At 72.5% G+C, this 20,221-nt stretch carries 20 protein-coding genes; 15 read left to right on the forward strand and 5 right to left on the reverse strand.

Going from position 1 to position 20,221, the window contains the following annotated elements; all coding sequences use genetic code 11:
• Positions 1-13 precede the first annotated feature (13 nt).
• The 12 genes from mshB (at position 14) to ACFPIH_RS10675 (ending at position 12,203) form a co-directional block, all read left to right on the forward strand.
• The gene (mshB, locus tag ACFPIH_RS10620; protein ID WP_381165114.1) at positions 14-895 is read left to right on the forward strand and encodes an N-acetyl-1-D-myo-inositol-2-amino-2-deoxy-alpha-D-glucopyranoside deacetylase; all 882 of its coding nucleotides are present in this window, start codon (positions 14-16) and stop codon (positions 893-895) included.
• Positions 895-1,305, forward strand: a complete 411-nt coding sequence (locus ACFPIH_RS10625; protein ID WP_381165111.1) for a DUF6113 family protein — start codon at positions 895-897, stop codon at positions 1,303-1,305. Before mshB ends, ACFPIH_RS10625 begins: the two co-directional genes overlap by 1 nt.
• A 153-nt stretch (positions 1,306-1,458) precedes the next feature.
• On the forward strand, positions 1,459-3,861 hold the full coding sequence (locus tag ACFPIH_RS10630; RefSeq protein ID WP_381165108.1) for a hypothetical protein: 2,403 nt from the start codon (positions 1,459-1,461) through the stop codon (positions 3,859-3,861).
• Between the two features lie 91 nt (positions 3,862-3,952).
• Complete coding sequence (locus tag ACFPIH_RS10635) at positions 3,953-4,876, forward strand: ABC transporter ATP-binding protein (RefSeq protein WP_381165105.1); 924 nt, start codon at positions 3,953-3,955, stop codon at positions 4,874-4,876.
• The gene (locus ACFPIH_RS10640; RefSeq protein ID WP_381165102.1) at positions 4,876-5,631 is read left to right on the forward strand and encodes an ABC transporter permease; all 756 of its coding nucleotides are present in this window, start codon (positions 4,876-4,878) and stop codon (positions 5,629-5,631) included. The genes ACFPIH_RS10635 and ACFPIH_RS10640 overlap by 1 nt, the downstream gene beginning before the upstream one ends.
• A gap of 5 nt (positions 5,632-5,636) precedes the next feature.
• Positions 5,637-6,836: a sensor histidine kinase gene (locus tag ACFPIH_RS10645; RefSeq protein ID WP_381165781.1), complete on the forward strand. Its 1,200-nt coding sequence runs from the start codon at positions 5,637-5,639 to the stop codon at positions 6,834-6,836.
• Positions 6,833-7,450 (forward strand): response regulator, encoded by a 618-nt coding sequence (locus ACFPIH_RS10650; RefSeq protein WP_381165099.1) that lies wholly within the window; start codon positions 6,833-6,835, stop codon positions 7,448-7,450. Before ACFPIH_RS10645 ends, ACFPIH_RS10650 begins: the two co-directional genes overlap by 4 nt.
• A gap of 256 nt (positions 7,451-7,706) precedes the next feature.
• Complete coding sequence (locus tag ACFPIH_RS10655) at positions 7,707-8,321, forward strand: hypothetical protein (RefSeq protein ID WP_381165096.1); 615 nt, start codon at positions 7,707-7,709, stop codon at positions 8,319-8,321.
• The gene (locus ACFPIH_RS10660; RefSeq protein WP_381165093.1) at positions 8,318-9,667 is read left to right on the forward strand and encodes a copper resistance CopC/CopD family protein; all 1,350 of its coding nucleotides are present in this window, start codon (positions 8,318-8,320) and stop codon (positions 9,665-9,667) included. Before ACFPIH_RS10655 ends, ACFPIH_RS10660 begins: the two co-directional genes overlap by 4 nt.
• A gap of 46 nt (positions 9,668-9,713) precedes the next feature.
• Complete coding sequence (locus ACFPIH_RS10665) at positions 9,714-10,811, forward strand: cupredoxin domain-containing protein (protein WP_381165091.1); 1,098 nt, start codon at positions 9,714-9,716, stop codon at positions 10,809-10,811.
• A gap of 106 nt (positions 10,812-10,917) precedes the next feature.
• Positions 10,918-11,484, forward strand: coding sequence for a hypothetical protein (locus ACFPIH_RS10670; RefSeq protein ID WP_381165088.1), 567 nt, complete (start codon positions 10,918-10,920; stop codon positions 11,482-11,484).
• On the forward strand, positions 11,472-12,203 hold the full coding sequence (locus ACFPIH_RS10675) for a cupredoxin domain-containing protein (RefSeq protein WP_381165085.1): 732 nt from the start codon (positions 11,472-11,474) through the stop codon (positions 12,201-12,203). The genes ACFPIH_RS10670 and ACFPIH_RS10675 overlap by 13 nt, the downstream gene beginning before the upstream one ends.
• Positions 12,204-12,216: 13 nt before the next feature.
• Here ACFPIH_RS10675 and ligA read toward each other — a convergent pair whose 3' ends face one another.
• Positions 12,217-14,301: an NAD-dependent DNA ligase LigA gene (ligA, locus tag ACFPIH_RS10680; RefSeq protein WP_381165082.1), complete on the reverse strand. Its 2,085-nt coding sequence runs from the start codon at positions 14,299-14,301 to the stop codon at positions 12,217-12,219.
• A gap of 284 nt (positions 14,302-14,585) precedes the next feature.
• On the opposite strand from ligA, the gene ACFPIH_RS10685 reads away from it, so the two are divergent.
• Entirely contained in the window at positions 14,586-14,807 is a 222-nt protein-coding gene (locus tag ACFPIH_RS10685; protein WP_381165079.1) for a DUF6355 family natural product biosynthesis protein, read from the forward strand.
• Between the two features lie 30 nt (positions 14,808-14,837).
• On the opposite strand, the gene ACFPIH_RS10690 is transcribed toward ACFPIH_RS10685, so the two are convergent.
• Both ACFPIH_RS10690 and ACFPIH_RS10695 read right to left on the reverse strand, forming a co-directional pair.
• A complete protein-coding gene (locus ACFPIH_RS10690; RefSeq protein WP_381165076.1) occupies positions 14,838-15,641 on the reverse strand; it encodes a transglutaminase family protein in 804 nt (267 codons plus the stop codon).
• The gene (locus ACFPIH_RS10695; protein WP_381165779.1) at positions 15,638-16,633 is read right to left on the reverse strand and encodes a GNAT family N-acetyltransferase; all 996 of its coding nucleotides are present in this window, start codon (positions 16,631-16,633) and stop codon (positions 15,638-15,640) included. Before ACFPIH_RS10695 ends, ACFPIH_RS10690 begins: the two co-directional genes overlap by 4 nt.
• A 140-nt stretch (positions 16,634-16,773) precedes the next feature.
• Here ACFPIH_RS10695 and fdxA point away from each other — a divergent pair, with 140 nt between their 5' ends.
• Positions 16,774-17,094, forward strand: coding sequence for a ferredoxin (gene fdxA, locus ACFPIH_RS10700; protein ID WP_007495984.1), 321 nt, complete (start codon positions 16,774-16,776; stop codon positions 17,092-17,094).
• Between the two features lie 129 nt (positions 17,095-17,223).
• Positions 17,224-18,318: a bifunctional succinyldiaminopimelate transaminase/glutamate-prephenate aminotransferase gene (locus tag ACFPIH_RS10705; protein WP_381165072.1), complete on the forward strand. Its 1,095-nt coding sequence runs from the start codon at positions 17,224-17,226 to the stop codon at positions 18,316-18,318.
• Between the two features lie 74 nt (positions 18,319-18,392).
• Here the strand turns inward: ACFPIH_RS10705 and ACFPIH_RS10710 are convergent, their stop codons facing one another.
• Both ACFPIH_RS10710 and ACFPIH_RS10715 read right to left on the reverse strand, forming a co-directional pair.
• Positions 18,393-18,845, reverse strand: coding sequence for an ATP-binding protein (locus ACFPIH_RS10710; protein ID WP_381165069.1), 453 nt, complete (start codon positions 18,843-18,845; stop codon positions 18,393-18,395).
• A gap of 288 nt (positions 18,846-19,133) precedes the next feature.
• Positions 19,134-20,159, reverse strand: coding sequence for a VldE C-terminal domain-containing protein (locus ACFPIH_RS10715; RefSeq protein ID WP_381165066.1), 1,026 nt, complete (start codon positions 20,157-20,159; stop codon positions 19,134-19,136).
• Positions 20,160-20,221: the final 62 nt, after the last annotated feature.

Consider the following 20,221-nt stretch of genomic DNA (forward strand, 5'->3'; position numbering starts at 1 on the left):
TAGGCTGGGGGCCATGACGGAACTGCCCGACCGGCGTCTGCTGCTGGTGCACGCGCACCCGGACGACGAGTCGATCAATAACGGCGCGACCATGGCCAGGTACGCGGCCGAGGGTGCCCGGGTCACCGTGGTGACCTGCACCCTCGGGGAGCGTGGCGAGGTCATCCCGGCGGAGCTGCGGCATCTCGCGGGCGCCGCACTGGGTGCGCACCGGCTTGGTGAGCTCACCGCCGCCATGGCCGAACTCGGGGTGACCGACTTCCGGCTGCTGGGCGGCGCCGGTCGGTACGGCGACTCCGGGATGATGGGCCTGCCCGACAACGACGACCCGGCCTGCTTCTGGCAGGCCGACGTCGACGAGGCAGCCGCCGTGCTGGTCCCGGTGATCCTGGAGGTACGGCCCCAGGTCGTCGTCGCGTACGACGACAACGGCGGCTACGGCCACCCCGACCACATCCAGGCCCACCGCGTCGCCCTGCGCGCCGTGGAGCTGGCCGCCGAGGCCGGCTGGACCGTCCCCAAGGTCTACTTCAACCGCGTCCCGCGCTCGGTCGCCGAGGCCGCCTTCGCCCGGCTCCAGAGCGAGCTGCCCGGGCTGCCCTTCGCCAAGAGCGCCGCCGTCGACGACGTGCCCGGAGTCGTCCCCGACGAGCGGATCACCACCGAGATCGACGGCACCGCGTATGCGACGGCAAAGGCCGCAGCGATGCGCGCCCACGCCACCCAGATCGAGGTCGCCCCCGGCGAGCGCCACTTCGCGCTCTCCAACGAACTCGCCCAGCCCCTCTTCACCACCGAGTACTACGAGTTGGTGCGCGGGGACGCGGGCGACGGTGACGGCCCGGAGACCGACCTGTTCGCCGGGCTGCGAACGGAAACGGACGGGGTGGCCTGATGTCCGACCGTGGCTCCATGCTCGCCCAGCCCCTGCAGCGCCCCTCCGCCGGACGGATCGCCGTCTATCTCGGGCTCGTGCTGCTCGGCGCGGTCGCCGGGCTCGCCGGCGCGCTCGTCCAGGCCGGCTGGTTCCCCGGCGGTCTGCTGCTCGCGCTCGCCGGCGCCGCAGGGCTGTTCCTCGGCGGGGCACGCGCCGCCGACAGCCGGGCCGGAGCGGTCGCCCCGGCCGCCGGCTGGATGATCGCCGTCGTGCTGTGCACCGCGGGCCGCCCCGAGGGCGACTTCCTGTTCGGCGCGGGAGGCGGCTCCTATCTCTTCCTGCTCGGTGGGATGGCCCTCGCTGTGATCTGCGCCACCCTTGGGTTCGGACGGCAACCGGTCGGCCGTGACGTCCGACTTGGCAAGTGACGTACCACTTCGCCACGGAGTTCGCGTGCGAGTCCCGTGGGGGTTTCAACGGCGGTCGTGGGTTACCGGCCAGAAGTGGCCAGTATGGTGGACGCGCCGCCGAGCTGCCCGTGAGGTTGTGGCGGGCGGCGGAGCCAACCTGGAGAACCTGCCTTGAGTCGTGAAACTGACAGTCCGTCCTCCGGGCCCAACGGGCGCGGTGGAGCCGCTTACCCGTCGGGCACGCCGCCGTACGGCACCCCTGTGGTGTCCGACGGCGGTACGGACGCGGGCCGTTCGGCCGGACGGCCGGAGGAACGGAAGACCGAGACCACGCTGACGACCCGGATCCGGATCAACATTCCGGGGTCGCGGCCCATTCCGCCGGTCGTCGTGCGCAAGACCGTCGCGGACGCCGAGGGCGACGACACCGCCGGCACCGACGCACAGCAGGCGCCCGCTTCGGGCCCTGCCGGTGCTTCAGGTGCCTCGGGTGATCCGATGTCCGACACCGGTGCCTTCGAGCTGCCCCCCGAACCGGCGCCCGCCGCCGAGGAGAAGACCAGCGACTGGTTCGCCCCGCGCAAGTCCGGGCCCGCCAAGGGCGGTCAGGGCGGCGGCTCCACCAACGGGGCCGGAATGCCGGGCGGTTCGGCCGCGGGCTCCGGGGCTCCGGCTCCCGGTGCGTCCGCTCCCGGCAGCCCGCGTCCCGCTCCCCGGCGGCCCGGTGGCGTGGTCGGCTCCATGTCCGCGCCGGGCTCCCGCCCGGGCGGCACCAACGGCGCGGGGCTTCCCGGAGGCACCAACGGCGCGGGGCTCCCCGGCGGGGCCACCGGCGGTCCGGTGGCTCCCGGGCACGGCGGCGGCACCGGTTCCTTCGACGTGACCGAGGCACTGGCCGCGGGCCCGCTCGGCAACTCCCGCCCGGGACAGGGACAGGGCCAGGGCCAGGGTCAGGGACCCGTACAGGGCCGAGGGCCCGGGCAGGGTCAAGGACCGGCTCAGGGCCAGGGGCAGGGACTCGGCCAGCCTCAGGGCCCCGGCCAGGGGCAGGGTCAAGGCCAAGGCCAGGGGCCGGGGCGTGACAACCTGCCGTACTTCTCGGACAACGGCCGTGCCGACCAGCACGGCTTCGCCGGTCCGCAGGGCCCGGGCGGCCCCGGCGGTATGCAGGACTTCAACTTCAACGGCCCCGACGGCCCCTCCGGCCCCCTCGGCCAGGGCGGTCCGCAGGGCCCCGCGGGCCCCACCGGCGGTCCGGTCACCGGCGCCGCCGGCCCGATGGCGCCCCCGGCCGCCCCGAACGGCTACGCGGGCCCCCGCACTCCCGCTCCCGGCGCCGGCAACACCGCCGTCCGGCTCCCCGGCGGCGGCCTCAGCGACGACACCGCCGTCCTCACGCCGCAGAAGCAGGTCCCCGAGCCGGGCCCGGGCGGCTACGGCCGTCCCGTCGACAACGTCTCCGGGCACACCCTCACCAGCGGCATCCCCGTCGTGCCCGCCGGCCCCGGCACCGGCACGCAGAGCGCAGCGCAGGCCCCGCCCAAGGCACCCGCCCCGGCCGGGCAGAACGCGAACGCGTCTTCGTCGTCTTCGTCGTCCCCGTCGTCCGGGGGCTCGAAGAAGAAAAAGAAGAAGGGCCGCAGCAAGCTGGTCCTGCTCGGCGGGCTGCTGGTCGTCGCCGGCGTCGGCGTCTACGGTGCCGGGCTGCTGATGAACCACTCCGACGTGCCCAAGGGCACCAGCGTGCTCGGCGTCGACATCGGCGGCGGCACCCGCGACGACGCCGTCAAGAAGCTCGACGACGCCTTCGACAAGCGGATCGCGCAGCCGCTGAAGCTGTCCGTCGGCGGCGACACCGTCAGCCTCAAGCCGGACCAGGCGGGCCTGCAGTTCGACATCCAGGCCACCGTCGACGGCGCCGCCAAGGCCGACTACAACCCGGTCTCCGTCGTCGGCTCGCTCTTCGGGCAGCAGCGCGTGGTCGAGCCCGAGATGCCGGTCGACGAGGAGAAGCTCCAGGCGGCCCTGCAGAGCGCCGCGGGCGGCTCCGGCACGGCCACCGACGGCACGATCAAGTTCGAGTCGGGCAAGGCCGTCGCCGTCTACGGCAAGGCGGGCAAGGGCATCGACGCGGCCAAGGCCGCGGACGCCGTCGTCACGGCATACCGCAACCAGGTGGCCACCGGCGGGACCATCCCGGTGCAGGTGCCGACGACCACCAAGCAGCCGACCATCACCGACGCCGAGGTCGACCGGATGATGAAGGAGTTCGCCGAACCGGCGATGTCCGGAACCGTCACCGTCGAGACCGACGCGGTGCACTCCGTCCCCCTGAGCCCGCAGAACTCCCTGTGGAAGTTCCTGGGCGTCAAGGCCATCGACGGCAAGCTGGTCGAGAGCTACGACAAGGAAGCGCTGAAGGAGCTGTACGGCAACGCCTTCGACGGCGTCCTGATCGCCCGCGGGACCGGTCAGAAGACGGCCGTCACCGTCGAGGACGTCATCGGCGCCCTGCGCCCCGCCCTGGTCAGCAAGACGGACCGGACCGGGGTCATCGACACCGACCCGAGCTGACGCGACAGCGGTGCCGTATGACATCTGTCATGCGGCACCGTGGACGGCCGACACTGACGCCGGACCGGCCCCCGGCGCGACGATTGCCGTCATGACGACGACAGCACCGACGACAGCACCGGTGGTCGGCTTCGACCAGGTGAGCAAGAGCTACGGCGAGGTACGGGCGGTGGACGGGCTGACGCTCGCCCTGCACCCGGGGGAGACCGTGGCGCTGCTGGGGCCCAACGGGGCCGGCAAGTCCACCACCCTCGACCTGCTGCTCGGCCTCAGGCAGCCCGACAGCGGCACGGTCCGTGTCCTGGGCGCCAGCCCGCGCGAGGCGATCGTCGCCGGGCGGGTGGGCGCCATGCTGCAGAGCGGCGGCCTGATGGACGAGGTCACGGTCGGCGAACTGGTCGGCCTCGCCTGCTCCCTGCACCCGAGGCCGTACCAGCCCTCCGACGTACTGGCCCGCGCGGGCGTCGCGCAGATCGCCGGCCGCAAGGTCGACAAGCTCTCCGGCGGCCAGGCCCAGCGGGTCCGCTTCGCCCTCGCCACGGCCGGCGACAGCGACCTGATCGTCCTGGACGAGCCCACCACCGGCATGGACGTCACCACCCGCCAGGGCTTCTGGGCCACCATGCGCGAACAGGCCGACCAGGGCCGCACGGTCCTCTTCGCCACCCACTACCTCGAAGAGGCCGACGCGATAGCCGACCGGGTGCTCGTCCTGCACCGGGGCCGGCTGCTCGCGGACGGCACGGCCGCCGAGATCAAGGCCAAGGCCGGGGCACGGCGGATCTCCTTCGACCTGGAGGGCGAGATCGACGAGGCCGCCCTGCGCGCCCTGCCCTTCCTCACCACCGTCGACGTGTCCGGGCAGACCGTCCGCATCCAGTCCTCCGACGCCGACGCCACCGTCCACGCGGTCTACGGCCTCGGTGTCTACCCCCGCAACCTCGAAGTCGCCGGGCTCGGTCTGGAGCAGGCCTTCGTCGCCATCACCGCCGCCGAGGAGGCGAAGACCAAGTGATGAACACCTTCGCCTCACGGGGCCTGATCAAGCTGGAACTGACCCGCGCCCTGCGCAACCGCAAGTTCCTGTTCTTCTCGGTGATCTACCCCTCGGTCCTGTTCCTGCTGATCGCGGGCAGCGCCGACACCACCGAGAAGGTCGACGGCACGGGCCTCACCCTCCCGACGTACATGATGGTCTCGATGGCCTCCTTCGGCGCCCTCACGGCCGTCCTGATGGGCAACAGCGAGCGCATCGCCAAGGAGCGCGAGAGCGGCTGGGTACGGCAACTGCGGCTGACCACGCTCCCGGGCCACGGATACGTCCTCGCGAAGACCGCCAGCGCGGCCGTGGTGAGCCTGCCGTCCATCGTCGTGGTGTTCGCCGTCGCCGCCGCGGTGAAGGGCGTACGGCTCGACGCCTGGCAGTGGGTCGCGCTCACCGGCGCGATCTGGGCGGGCAGCCTCGTCTTCGCCGCCCTGGGTGTCGCGATCGGCTATCTGGCGAGCGGGGACGCGGTCCGCCCGATCACGATGATCACCTACTTCGGGCTGTCCATCCTGGGCGGCCTGTGGATGCCGACGACGACCTTCCCGCAGTGGCTCCAGGACATCGCGAAGTGGGTGCCCACGCACGCGTACGCTGCCCTGGGGCAGGCGATCGAACAGAGTCACGCCCCGCACGCCAAGGACATCGTCATCCTGGCCGTCTTCTTCGCCCTGTTCACGGGCGGCGCGGCCTGGCTGTACCGGAAGGACACGCTGAAGGCGTGAGCGCCATGACGGACGACCAGCTGTATCGGGAAGCCCGGCGGGAGCCGCTGATCCCGCTGGGGCAGCCCGCCGGTACCCGGCGTGAGCTGTGGCGGCGCAAGTTGCTGTGGATCGGCGTCTGGCTGGTGTTCCTCAGCTCGCCGGTCCACGACCTGGTCTCCGGCCACCACGGCACCGCGGGCACCGTCGCCGGCTGGCTGGGCCTGGCGGTGTTCGTCGCCGTCTACCTCTCGCTCCTTTTCCGGGACATGGGGGCGACCCCCTACCCCTCGAAGCTCGTCGGAGCCCTCATCGGTGCCATGGCGGTCCTCGCCACCGTCCTCTCCCTCACCCTCGGCTCCGCCTGGCTCGGCCTGTACTGCTACGTCTCCGTGGCCTGCGGGATCACCCTCCCGCTGCGGCTGGCGTTCTGGACGATCCCGGGCACGGGCGCGCTGATGCTCCTCGTGGGCCTGCGCACCGACGAGGACGAGGCGCTGAACCTTCTCGTCCTGGTTGTGCTCATCGGCTTCGCGATGACGGGCGTGAGCCAACTCGTCCGTACGACGGTGGAGTTGCGCAAGGCCCGTGCGACGGTCGCCCAACTCGCCGCCAACGAGGAGCGGTTGCGTCTGGCCCGAGACCTGCACGACCTCCTGGGCCACTCCCTCTCCCTGATCACCCTGAAGAGCGAGCTGGCCGGGCGGATGCTCCCCGACCACCCCGAGAAGGCGGCCCGGCAGGTCGCCGACATCGAACAGGTCAGCCGGCAGGCCCTGGTGGACGTCCGCGAGGCCGTCACCGGCTACCGCCGCCCCCGACTGGCCGCCGAACTCGCGGGCACCCAGGTCGCGTTGACGGCGGCCGGTATCACCGCGGACGTCCCCGCCGACCCCGGCCTCGACAACGTGCCCGAGGAGAGCGAGGCCGCCCTCGCGTGGGCCTTGCGCGAGGCGATCACCAACGTCGTACGGCACAGCGGCGCCGAGCGCTGCCAGGTGGAGCTCCACAGACGCCAGACCCTCGACGGCCCCGTCCTCGAACTCTCGGTCGAGGACAACGGCTCGGGCGGCTCGGGCAAGGGCCCCGGCAACGGTCTCACCGGTCTCACCGAGCGCCTGGAGAAGGCGGGCGGCACGCTGGAGGCGGGCCGCGTCAAGCACGGCTTCCGCCTGGTGGCCCGCGTCCCGGTGGGCGGCCCCGCGGCCGTAGGATCCGGCTCATGAGTGGTGGCACGATCCGGGTCCTCCTGGCGGAGGACCAGTCGATGGTCCGCGAGGCACTGGCGGCCCTTCTGGGCCTGGAGGACGACATCGAGGTGGTCGCCCAGGTGGCCCGCGGCGACGAGGTACTGGCGGCTGCCCGCGCCCACGACATCGACGTGGCCCTGCTCGACATCGAGATGCCGGGCCAGACGGGCATCGAGGCGGCGGCCCAGCTCCACAAGGAACTCCCGGCCCTCAAGCTGGTCGTCCTCACCACCTTCGGCCGTCCCGGCTACCTCCGCAGCGCGATGGAGGCGGGCGCCGACGCGTTCCTGGTCAAGGACGCCCCGGCGGCCCAACTGGCCCAGGCGGTCCGCAAGGTCCTGGCGGGCGAACGCGTCATCGACCCCACGCTCGCGGCAGCGGCCCTGGCGGAGGGCGCGAACCCCCTGACGGACCGTGAGCGCGAGGTCCTGCGGGCGGCGGCCGACGGCTCGACGAACGCGGAACTGGCAGCGGCCCTGCACCTGTCCCAGGGAACGGTCCGCAACTACCTGTCGACGGCGATCCAGAAGCTGGCGGTACGCAACAGGGCGGAAGCGGTGCGCATCGCGCGGGAGAAGGGCTGGCTGTAAGCGCCGGCAAACCGAGCGCCCAAGTGCGGTGATTCGGTGAAGAATAAAATGCCCTGCCTGTTCGAATTCACGCTCCCTTCTTTTTCTTCACGGAATGTAATGCGTGCATTAGGCCGGGGAGGTCCGACCTCACAGACCACTCCCCGTTCAAAGTGAGGCAACGAAACCGGCGATTAACTAATGCGTAGTCGTCGGGAATCCTCGGCTCTGGTCCACTCCTGGGCACTGCGGTTCACGCACAGAGTCTGGAGGGCCCATGTCCTTGTTCGCCAGGGCGTCCTGGCCGGGGGACCATCGCGACGAGATCGTCGCCGGAACACTCGTCGCGGCGGTGATCGTCGTCCTCGGGTACGCCTCCGGAATCGGCGCGCCGACTCCCACGACAGTCGACACCGCCGCACCTCCGGCTGCCGGGGCCCCGCCCGAGTCGTCCGGCCCTGTCAACGGCTCGGGGACCGGTGACTCCGGGATGGCGGGCTCGGACCCGGGCGCCGGTTCGGTGGGCGACTCCTGGACCGGGGGTGGTGACGCCGGGATCCCGGTCGTCGTCGGCACACCGTCCGCGGCCGGGCACGACGGCCACGGTGCGGGCGGGGACGGCACCGGACACAGCCCGACGCCCGCGCCTTCCGCCTCCGCCACGGACTCCCCCTCGCCCCCTCCCTCGGACGACTGCGACGAGGGTGAAGTGCGTCTCGTCCAGCCCTTGTTGAGCGGCACCCTCACTACGGTGACCGGCCTGCTGGACGGTCTGACCGGAATCGCCGCGTCCCCGTCGCCGTCCCCCTCGCCCTCGTCCTCCCCGGTGCCGGGCGGCCTGTGCGTCGGCCTGGCCGCCTCGCCTTCGGTCCTGGCGGGGGTGCTGCCGTGACAAGCCGTGTGCTGCCCCGGCTCCTCACCGTCCTGACCGCCCTCGCCGCCGTGCTGCTCGCCGCCCCCGCCGCGTCCGCGCACACCGAACTGGAGTCGTCCTCCCCGAAGGCCGGCTCCCGACTCGCCCATACGCCCGCCACCGTACGGCTGGTCTTCAGTGAGCCCGTCGACCTCGCCGACATCCATGTGACCAGCGGCGCCAGGCAGTTGACCGTGTCCCGGGCCGCGCACGGAGACACCGAGGGGAACGCCGTCGAGGTCGCCGTCCCGAAGGCCGCCGGCCAGGACCGCTTTACCCTTTCTTGGCATGTCCTTGACATGGAGGACGGTCATTCGACGTTCGGCACCCTGTCCTTCCCCCTCACGGCGAAGGGGAAGGACACCGGCGCGGCCGACTCCGACTCCGGCGACGACGCACAGGCCGCCCCTCGGGAGTCCGAGGCGGTGCGCACGGCCTGGGTGGCCACCCGATGGGCCGGCTACCTCGCCCTCGCCCTCTACGTCGGCGGGATCGCGTTCCTCTCGCTGCTCTGGCCCCAGGGCGCCCACGACCGCCGTACCCGCCGCATCCTCACGCTCTCCTGGGCAGCCGGCCTCGCGGCGAGCCTCCTCGCCCCCGGCCTGCAGGGCGCGTACGGAGCGATGGGCACCCTCGACGACGTACTCCGGCGATCCACCTACACCGACCTGCTGGCCACCGAGGTCGGCATCGTCGCCGCCTGCCGGGTGCTGCTGTGGGTGCTCGCGGCCATCGTGCTGGCCGCGCTGCTGCAAGGCGGCGAGCGTGCCGCACGATCGCCGGGCTGGCGGGTCGGCGCCCTCGCGGTCGGCCTCGGCCTCCTGCGCACCACCGGCATGACCGGGCACAACGCCGAGGGCACGCACCCCGGTTGGGGCGAGGTGGCCGACCTGGTCCATCTGCTCGGCGTCTCGCTCTGGCTGGGCGGGCTGACCCTCCTGCTGCTGGGCGTGCTGCCGAGGCGCCGCCCGGAGGAGCTGTCGACGACGGTGCCCGGCTACTCCGTTCTGGCCGGGGTCTCGGTCGCCGCCGTCGCGCTGGCCGGGGCGGTGCTGGCCTGGCAGGTCGTCGGCTCACTCGACGCGCTCGTCGACACCGGTTACGGCCGGCTGCTCCTGCTCAAACTCGTCCTCCTGGCCACCGTCCTGCTGATCGCCCAGCGCAGCCGCGGCTGGGTGCGGACGCGGCTCGACATCGCCGTACTCCTGCGCGGCGACCGCGCCACCGTACGGCCCTTCGTCTACTCGGTCGCGGCCGAGACGGGGCTCGTCCTCGTCGTCCTCGCCGCGACGAGTCTGCTGGTCACGTCCGCCCCCGGCCGCTGACCGGCGCCCTCCCACCCCTCTCACCTCACAAGGGAGACGCACCACCATGCACACTGACGACACCACCGAAACCCCGCCGAGCCATCGGCGCTCCCGGCTCGGTAACCGGGTGCTGCTCGCGACGGGTCTCGGCGCCGGCATCACGGCCGTCGCCTGCCTCGGGCTGCTGCAGGCGTCCAGCGGGGCCGCGGCCCCGCAGACGGCCGCACCCGCGGCCGAGGCCCACTCGATGGCGGACGAGGCGATGCCTGCCGCCGCCGACGCCAAGGCGGCCGACGTCACCATCGAGATCAAGGACTACAAGTTCGCGCAGCCGACCCTGACCGTGAAGGTCGGCCAGACCGTGAAGTGGGTCAACGAGGACACCGCTCCGCACACGGTCACCACCACCAGCGGCCCGGCCAAGTTCGACTCCGGGACGCTCAACAAGGGCGACAGCTGGTCGTACACCTTCACCAAGGCCGGCACCTACAAGTACTACTGCGCCGTCCACCCGGACATGACGGCCGCGATCACGGTGGTCGCCGACGACAGCGGCGGCAGCACGGGCGGCTCGACTGGAGGGTCCACGGGCGGCTCGACCGGAGGGTCCACCGGGGGTTCGACCGGAGGGTCCACCGGTGGTTCGACGGGCGGTTCGACGGGTGGCAGCAGCGGTGGTTCGACGGGCGGCTCCACGGGTGGCTCCACCGGCGGATCGACCGGCGGCTCCACCGGTGGTTCGACCAGCGGGGGCAGCACCTCCGGCAGCTCCGGCGGCACCAGCGGTGGTGACGACGGTGGGGACGAGAGCTGCGTCAGCGTCCAGCAGGTCCTGCTGCCGATCCTCCAGCACCTGAACAAGGCCCACCTCGAGGAGTCCCCCGGCCAGCAGGTCCAGGACGCGCTCCAGCTCGACAGCTACATCAAGATGCACACCGTCTGGCTGGAGTCCATCCTCACCCCGGCCGTGAACGGCACCGGCAGTATCACCGACGACACCCTCAGCGTGCTGCTCCAGCACATCAACTCGGCACACCTGGAGGAATCGCTGGGCCAGCAGGTCGCCGACCTCCTCAACCCCGACGCGTACGTGAAGATGCACACCGTCTGGGCCGAGCACCTGCTCGCCCCCACCACGGAGTACCTCACCAACTCCTGCTGACCCGAGTCCGGCAGAACGTGGCGGGCCGGCCGAGTCGCAGTCGGCCGGCCCGCCACGGGCCCATTGTCGTCCCCCGTCTCTCCTCTCGACCACCGAGGTGCCCGAGATGACCGCCGAAACCCTCCCCACCGCCGTCCTTCCCCCGCCCCCGCCCCGGCCCGGACCCTCCTGGCTTCCCCTCCCCGGCGCCTACACCGCCGCGCCGGGCCGCTGTATCGCCGAACTGACCGCCCGGCTGGGCCCGGTGCCGACCCTGCGCCGCCGTCTGACCGCCGCGCGGACCGCCCTCACGGTCACGCCCGACGCCGAGGGCTGCCTGCTGAGCCTGGAGCTGACCGGCCGGCCGCTGCGGGGCAGGACCCTCGGTTTCGTCAGCACGAGCATCACGCCGGAGGCCGACGGATCCCGCCTGACCGTGCCCGGCGAACTCGCTCTGGACGACACCGACACCGACACCGACACCGACACCGACAGCGACGCCGACGACGCCCGCGTGCCGGCCACGCTCACGCTGCGCGTCGTCGACCGCGCCGACGACCTCCTTCTCGTCCTCGGGGACCTACGACTCCCGTACGGCCCGCTCCGCCGCAGGACCGGACTCACCCTGTCCCGCATCCGTCCCGCAGACCGCATACGGCTGCTTGTCGCCGTGGAGTTCACATGCCCCGCCTGACCGTCCTGCGCGCGCTGCCGGCCGCCCTCCTCGTGACCGGCGCCGTCGCCGTCCTGCCCGGTGCCGCTTCCACGGCGCACGCGGCCTCGGCCCACCAAGTCCTCATGTCGGGCTACGCGTTCAGCCCGCGCTCGCTCACCGTCACCGCCGGGGACACCGTCACCTGGACCAACCAGGACCAGGCACCCCATGACGTGAAGACCACCTCCGGTCCCGCCTCGATCCACTCTCCGATGCTGAACAAGGGCGGCACCTGGAGTCACACCTTCACCACCGCGGGCACCTACGGTTACGTCTGCACCGTGCACCCGGGCATGACCGCACAGCTCGTCGTGAAGGCCGCCGCCGCGCACACTGCCGCCGCGCACCCGACCGCCCACGAGCACGTCCACCAGCCCGCCACGTCCGCCCCCGCCGCCGGTCGCCCCGCGGCACAGCCCACCCGCACGACCGCATCCGCCTCCCACGCCCACCACAACGGCACGGCCGCCACGGAGGCGGACGACTCACCCTCGCCGTCGGGTTCGGCCGCCGCGGGGGCCGAGGCGTCCGCGGCCCCGGCACAACCCGCCGTTGCCCTCCAGAGCGACACCGCGGCGGCCCGGCCGCTCGATCCGCTGCTCCTCCTCGCGGGCATCGTCGCCGGCGTCGCGGTGCTGTGCCTGCTCCTCGTCGGCTCCCGGTCATCGGCCACGGCGACCCGAAGCAGCGGGGACTGACCCGCACTTTGGTTCAGTCGACGAAGTCGGCGACCAGGATGGCGAATTCGTCGGGGCCGGCGAGGCGGATGCCGAGGCTCTCGGCCTTGGCGCGCTTGGACCCGGCACCTTCGCCGGCGACGACCAGGGTGGTCTTCTTGGAGACGCTGGAGGAGGAGCGGCCGCCGGCGCGTTCGACGAGTTCGTTCATCTGGTTGCGGCTGAGCTTCTCCAGGGGGCCGGTCATCGCGCCGGTGACCACGACCGTCATCCCGGCCAGCGGCCCTCCCGCCGGCTCGGCGGCGGCGGTGGTGCCGTCGGCGTCGCTGTCCGCCGGGGCGGGCGGGGTGGCGCCGGGTTCGGTCATGTTGACGCCGACCGCGGCGAGCTTGTCGATGAGCGGGGCGAGTTCGGCGAGTTCCGCGACGATCGAGGGGGCTTTCTCGGTGCCGATGCCCTCGACCTGCTGGACCGCTTCGGCGTCGGCGGCGCGGAGATGCTCCATGGTGGCGAAGTGGCGGGCGATGCGGCGGGACATGGAGCGCCCGGTGCCGCGGACGCCGAGCGCGCACAGCACCCGCGACAGCGGCTGGGCCTTGGCTGCGGCAAGGGCGGCGAGGAGGTTGTCGGTGCTGGTGGCGCCCATCCGCTCGAGGCCGAGGAGCTGCTCACGGGTGAGGGTGAACAGGTCGGCGAGGTCGGCGACCAGGCCGGCGTCGACGAGCTGGACGACGCGGGTGTGGCCGAGCCCTTCGATGTCGAGCTGGTCGCGGCCGGCGGCGTAGGAGAGGGAGGCGACCAGGTGGCAGTTGCGGCCGTTCACGCAGCGCCAGCGCTGCTCGGTGGTGTCGATGTCCGATCCGCAGCGCGGACAGGTTTCGGGGAAGACGATGGGCTGTTCGTCGCCGGTGCGCAGGTGGGCGACGGGGGCTTCGATACGGGGGATGACGTCGCCGGCCCGGTGGACCATGACGTGGTCGCCCAGCCGTAGGTCGCGGCGGGTGATGTCGGCCGGGTTGTGCAGGGTGGCGTAGGTGATGGTGGAGCCGTCGATCTCGACCGGCTCCAGCACGGCGCGCGGGGCGATGACGCCGGTGCGGCCCACGTTCCACTCCACCTCCAGCAGCCGCGTGATCTTCTCCACGGCCGGGAGCTTGTAGGCGATCGCCCAGCGCGGGGCCCGCGACCCCGAGCCGGCGGCCTGCTGGTCGGCGGCCAGGTCGGCCTTGATGACGATCCCGTCGATCCCGAACGGCAACTGGGCGCGCAGGGCGGCGATCTCCCGCACCCGGGCCAGGACCTCATCGACGGTGCCGGCGGTGAGGCCCGGTACGGCGGTGGCCGCGGTCGTGTTCACCCCGAGGGCGGCGGCCCGGGCCATCAGGTCGCTGTGCGCGGCCTCGGCCAGCCGGGCGGCGAGCGCGGACTCGGTGCCGGCGAGGGGCAGCAGGCCGTAGCCGAAGAACGTCATCGGCACGGTGTAGGCGCGCTCCCGGGCGCGCAGGGTGCCCGCCGCGGCGTTGCGCGGGTTGGCGAACGGCTGGCCACCATGCCCGGTACGCACCTCGTTGGCGTGCTCGAACTGGGCGGTCGTCATCAGTACCTCGCCGCGCACCTCCACCGTGACCGGCTCGGCCAGCTCGTCCGGGAGTCCCTCGATGGTGCCGATCGCGTGCGAGACGTCCTCCCCGGCCGTCCCGTCGCCCCGCGTGATCAGTCGCGTCAGACGGCCTCGGGTGTAGCGGGCCACGACCGCCAGACCGTCCAGCTTCGGCTCGGCGCTGTACCGCTCCACCTCGTGCCCGATGCGGCGGGCCAGCGAGGCGGCCCACGCCGTGAACTCCTCCGGCGAGAACACGTTGTCCAGGCTCAGCATCGCCACCGTGTGCGGGACGTCCCCCTGCACGGCGCCGCCGGCGACCTTCCCGGTCGGCGAGCCGGGCAGCACCTTGCCGGGATGGGCGGCCTCCCACTCCGCGATGGAACGCACCAGCCGGTCGTAGGCGTCGTCGTCCAGCGTCGAGGTGCCTCCGGTGTAGTAGGCGGCCGACGCCTTCACCGCGTCCTCGACCGCCTGCGCGTAGGCGGCGGCATCCATGATCACAGCAGGTGTTGTCATGGACGTCATCCTGCACGCCACCACTGACAACGCCCCCGATCAGGAGAACGACCTGCCCGTCACCCATTTGGTGCAGCGACAAAACGATCCGCTGGGTGAATGACGCCGGGCTTCGTGCCGCGTCCGGGGACGGGCGACGATCCTGGGCCGGATATCCGACCGGCCAGGAGGCCCGCTCACCGGGTCCTGGTCCTCGACCGGCGAGGAGTTTCACGTTGCGATTTCGTCGTTTGACCGCGGGCGCCCTTGGGTGCGCGGCCGTCGTCCTCACGTCACTGGGTGCGATGACCACTGCCGCGAGCCCCGCGGCCGCCACCCCGTGCGGCTTCTACGAGACCGGCTCCGACGCCTTCTACAACCACTGCACCTCTGACGGCTCACAGGTCGTCATCAAGGTCGAGGTCGCCCGGGCGCCCGATCACGAGTGGTGCGTCGGGCCCGGCAGGACCTGGCTCGGCTCCGCCGGCAGGATCCAGGGCGCCCACTACACCGGTCGTACCTGCTGACCGACAGGGAGAGTTCGTCGTCGGGGAGTGCTAGTTCAACCGTGCCCGCGCGGCCTGGGCCTCCTGGCGGACCCGTTCCGCGCCCTCCTCGTCGACGACCTCCACCAACTGCGCGTACTCCTCCAGCTCGTCCGCGCCCCCCAGGAAATCCCCCCGCCGCACGAGCAACTGTCCCTTCTCGTGCCGCAAGCGAGCGGGATGATGCGGAATCAGCAGTGACAGCTCCACCGCCCACAGGGAGACCTCCGACCGCTCGGGGCGAGCCGCCGCCCACGACCGGATGTTGTTGAGGATCCGCATGACCACGGCCAACGGCTCGGCAGGCGTCACCGAGGCCCCCTCCAGGGAAGGCTCCGCCCCGCTCCGCACCTGCCCCCCGTCGAACGGATCCACCAGCACCTGCCCGTCCGCGGCCCCGAACCCCACCACGAAGTGCCCCGGCAGCGCGACCCCGTACACCGGAGCCCCCGCCCGCCGGGCGACCTCCATCCACACCACCGACAGCAGGATCGGCAGGCCCTGCCGCCGCAGCAGCACCCGGTGCAGCAGGGAGGACTCCAGCCGCTGATAGTCCGCGGAGGAGCCGCGGAACCCGTACCGCTCGCCGAGCAGGACCCGCACCGCCTCCGCCCAGGCCGACGCCCCGCCCGGCCGGTACGGCAGCTCCCCGGCGAGCCGGTCGAGCTCCGCCTGCGCCGCGTCCAGCCCGGCCGGACCCAGCTCCGGGTCCGCCTCCGCGCCGATCAGCAGGCACAGCGTGGCGAGGTCGGGCCGCTCCGCGCGCGCCTCCTCGGCGAACAGCCGCCGTACCTCACCGGCGGCGAAACCCGTCACGAGGGCTCCCGGTAGTGGTGGTACGCGTGATGCGGCGAGAACCCCATCCGGGAGTAGAGCGCCCGCGCCCCCGCGTTCTCCTCCTCCACCTGGAGCCAGGCGGCCGACGCGCCCTCCTCCAGCGCCCGCCCGGCCAGCGCGGCCATCACCGTCGTGGCGAGCCCCTTGCGCCGATGCGCCGGATCCACCTCGACCGCGCCGAACCCGGCCCAGCGCCCGTCCACGACACACCGCCCGATGGCGGCGGGCGCGTCACCCGGCGCCGGCCCGGGCACGGACGCGAACCACACCGAAGGTCCGCTTCCCAGCACCCTCAGGGCCACCTCGCCCACCGCCTTGCGCTGATACCGGGCCAGCCACCCGTCGTCCGCGACCCGCGACAGCACGACCGCTGAGGAGTCCGCGTCGGCGACCGGCGCCAGCGCCCCGATCCACAGGTCCGCGGTCACCTCGCGCACCCATCCGCGCCGCTCCAGCTCAGCGCCGAGCAGTTCCTGGGTGCCCTCGGCCCCGGTCGCGGTCTGGACGTAGGCGGGCAGACCGCGGTCGCCGTACCAGCGTCGTACGACGTCCAGCGCGTCGTCGAGCGGGCGGCCCGGGTCGCCGAGGGGCAGCACCGAGTTGGCGCGGCGCGTGTACCCGGAGGCGGCCCGCAGCTCCCATCCGCCGAGCCGCTCGCTCTCCAGCGGCTGCCAGCCCCGCGCGGTGACCCTGGCGAGCTCCTCGTAGGTGGCGGCGGGACCCCGGCGGCGGGCCGGGGCGGGCGGTACGACCTTCCCGGCGACCAGCGAGGACTCGTCAACGCGCACGCTCTCGCCGCTCTTCCGTGTGATCACGAGCACACCGTCGTCCCATGATGTGAGAACACCCACCGTGTCGGTGAATTTCCCGTCCGTCACCCCGGGGGCGGTCAGGCATCGCACTGAGACACGTTTTCCCACGTCAGCAGTGGTTATACGGACTTCGAGGCGCCCGTAGGCCGAGATTTCCACAGGTCGGTCCACCCCTCCTGTTCGGATCATGCCCAAGAACGGAGATACTAGGGGCGGGCATCGACGACGCCGCGCTCCCGCGCGCCAGGCGGCAGGGCCTGAGGAGGCCCGCCAGCGCCCTATCGAGGAGGAACGACAGCGTGACCTACGTCATCGCGCAGCCTTGTGTCGACGTGAAGGACAAGGCGTGCATCGAGGAGTGCCCGGTCGACTGCATCTACGAGGGCCAGCGGTCCTTGTACATCCACCCGGACGAATGCGTTGACTGTGGTGCCTGTGAGCCGGTCTGCCCGGTCGAGGCGATTTTCTACGAGGACGACACTCCGGAGGAGTGGAAGGACTACTACAAGGCGAACGTCGAGTTCTTCGACGAACTCGGCTCGCCCGGTGGCGCGAGCAAGCTGGGGCTGATCGAGCGGGACCACCCGTTCGTCGCCGCGCTGCCGCCGCAGGCCGAGTAACCAGTCCGAGCGGCCCGCCCACAGACGCGTCGCCTCGGTCCCGTACGGCCTGATCACCCCCCGATGACGATCTCGGCGGCCGTACGGGACCGAGGCGTTTGCCGTACCGACGAAAGTGAGCCCGTAACCGTGTCCTCCGTAGTCTCCGACCGGCTGCCCACCTTCCCCTGGGACAAGCTGGAGCCGTACAAGAAGACGGCCGCCGCTCATCCCGGCGGCATCGTCGACCTGTCCGTGGGCACGCCGGTCGACCCGGTTCCCGAGCTGATCCGGAAGGCGCTGATCGACGCGGCGGACTCGCCGGGCTACCCGACGGTCTGGGGCACCCCGGCGCTGCGCGACGCGATCACCGGCTGGCTGGGACGGCGCCTCGGCGCGCGGGACGTCACCCACCGCCACGTCCTGCCGATCGTCGGCTCGAAGGAACTCGTCGCCTGGCTCCCCACCCAGCTGGGCCTCGGCCCCGGCGACCGGGTGGCGTACCCGCGCCTGGCCTACCCGACGTACGAGGTCGGCGCCCGCCTCGCCCGCGCCGGGTACGAGGTCTACGACGACCCGACCGAGCTGGACCCCGAGGGCCTGAAGCTCCTCTGGCTGAACTCCCCGTCGAACCCCACGGGCAGGGTCCTCTCCCAGGCCGAGCTGACGCGGATCGTCGCCTGGGCGCGCGAGCACGGCGTCCTGCTCTTCTCCGACGAGTGCTACCTCGAACTGGGCTGGGAGGCCGACCCCGTCTCCGTCCTGCACCCGGACGTGAACGGCGGCTCGTACGACGGCATCGTCGCGGTGCACTCGCTCTCCAAGCGCTCGAACCTGGCGGGCTACCGCGCGGCCTTCCTGGCCGGCGACCCGGCGGTCCTCGCGCCGCTCCTGGAGATCCGCAAGCACGGCGGCATGATGACGCCGGCGCCCACCCAGGCGGCCGTGGTGGCGGCCCTGTCCGACGACACCCACGTCCACGAACAGCGCGAGCGCTACCTGGCCCGCCGGGAGGTCCTGCGGGCGGCACTGGTCGGGCACGGCTTCCGCATCGAGCACAGCGAGGCCAGCCTCTACCTGTGGGCCACCCGCGACGAGTCCTGCTGGGCCACCGTCGCCCACCTCGCCGACCTGGGCATCCTCGTCGCCCCCGGCGACTTCTACGGCACGGCGGGCGAGAAGTTCGTACGCGTGGCCCTGACGGCGACGGACGAACGGGTCGGGGCAGCGGTGGCGCGCCTGTAACGGCTCATACCTAGCGGCTCATACGACGACGGGGCCCGGGGGAGTCCCCCGGGCCCCGTCGTCGTGTCCGGACGTCAGCCGAGCGGCAGGCCCTTCACCGGCAGGGTCTGCGCGCCCGGGAGGCCGCCCCCGGCGAGGGACTCCGTCGGCAGGCCGCCCTTCGTCGCGGTCGTGGCGGTGTCCCCGAGGATGGCCCCCGCGGAGCCCGCCGCCTCACCGGCGGCCTTCTGCGCGGCCGGTGCCGCCTTCTTCACGGCCTTGCCGCCGGTCTTGCCCGCGGCCGGCACCGCCTGCTCGACCGCCTTGCCGCCGGCCTCGCCCGCGAGCCCGGTGACGTGCTGCGTCGCGCCGTCGGCCGTGGTCGCGACGCTCGTCGCGTCCAAGGCCGTCAGCCCGCCGAGGTTCGGGGTGGCCGGCAGGGTGGAGGGGGCCGCACTGGCGGAGCCGGCCGCACCGACCCCGGCGGCCGCTCCCGCAGCGACAAGCAGTGCGGCACGGGCGATCCTGCGGGTCAGGGGGAGGGACATGATGCTCCTTCGACGGGAGAGAACAAAGACGCCGTGACTACCGCTCGAAGGCCATGAAGGTTGCGGACGCCCAACGTAAAGAGTTGGCAATGCGTCGCATTATCGGCTGCGGATAAAAACGGGCAAAGACCGCCCGATGTGAAAGTCCGTCAAACCATCGGAGCCCTTTGATCCCAAGGGATTCGCCGGATGCGAGGGTGACGGCGCGAAAACCTGCGCACACGGCCGCACGGCCACCCCGTACGGCACCCGGTCGAGTGACGACCCGTACTCCTGCGCGGACCCGTACTACTGCGCGGTGACGATCCGCACGCTGTCGGTTCCGCCGCCCGCCGCCGAGACGCCCGCCGCACCCGCGGCCTCCGCGTTGCTCGACCCCGTCGACCGCCACTGGCTGTCGGTGTTCCCCGCCGTCCACTGCCGGCCCGCGTACGCCACGCTCTGGATGCGCAGCGCCGAGGCGTTGGCCACCGCCCAGTGGGCCAGCTGCCAGCCGCGCTCCGGGACCGTGCGCCCGGCCGCGGTGGTGTCCTCGGACACCGGCAGGATCACGGTCCGCCCTTCGGTCTCGGCGGTCGGTTCGGTGATCGGCTCGTCGGTCGCGGACGTCTCCCGCGTACCGGAACCGGACTCCGCGTCCTTCAGCGCGTCCCGCCCGAAGTCCCGTACCAGCGCCGCGCGCACCGCCGCCGGACCGGTGGCCGTCGTGGCCTCCGCCCGGCCCTCACAGGTCAGCGTGGCCGCCGAGGTCCCGGTGAGCGCGGCCGCCAGCAGCTCGGCGTCCTTCTCGTGCTTGGCGTACGCCTCCGGGTACCCGCTGCGCTGCACCCGCTGCGCCGCGACGGTGAGCGGGAGGTCGAGATAGTCGGGCACCTTGGCCAGGTGCTCGTAGAAGATGTCCGCCGCGTACGCCGGGTCCGTGACCTGTTTCTCGGTGCCCCAGCCCTGCGAGGGCCGCTGCTGGAACAGGCCCAGCGAATCCCGGTCGCCGTGGGTGAGGTTGCGCAGCGCCGACTCCTGGATCGCGGTCGCCAGGGCTATGGCGACCGCCCGCTCGGGCAGGTCCCGGTTGGTGCCGACGGCCGCGATCGTGGCCGCGTTCACCGCCTGCTCCGGGGTGAACTCGTACGTCGTGCTCTCTGTCTCACCGGTCACGCCCGCCTCGCCGGAAACGACTCTGCAGCCGGGATCGCCGGTGCCGCCGGCGACGTACTGGACCACGACATAGCCCACGACAGCGGACAGGGTCACGCAGGCTGCCCCGAAACGGAGGAGGCAGCCGCGGCGCTTGGGAGAGGGGTACGGCTCTGGCACGCGTACAAGGTACTGGAGAGTACGGAGTCGTAGGAGACTGGTGCGCGCATGTGTGGGAAGCG

The organism is Streptomyces vulcanius (assembly GCF_042653945.1).
GTDB classification, from domain to species: domain Bacteria; phylum Actinomycetota; class Actinomycetes; order Streptomycetales; family Streptomycetaceae; genus Streptomyces; species Streptomyces mangrovi.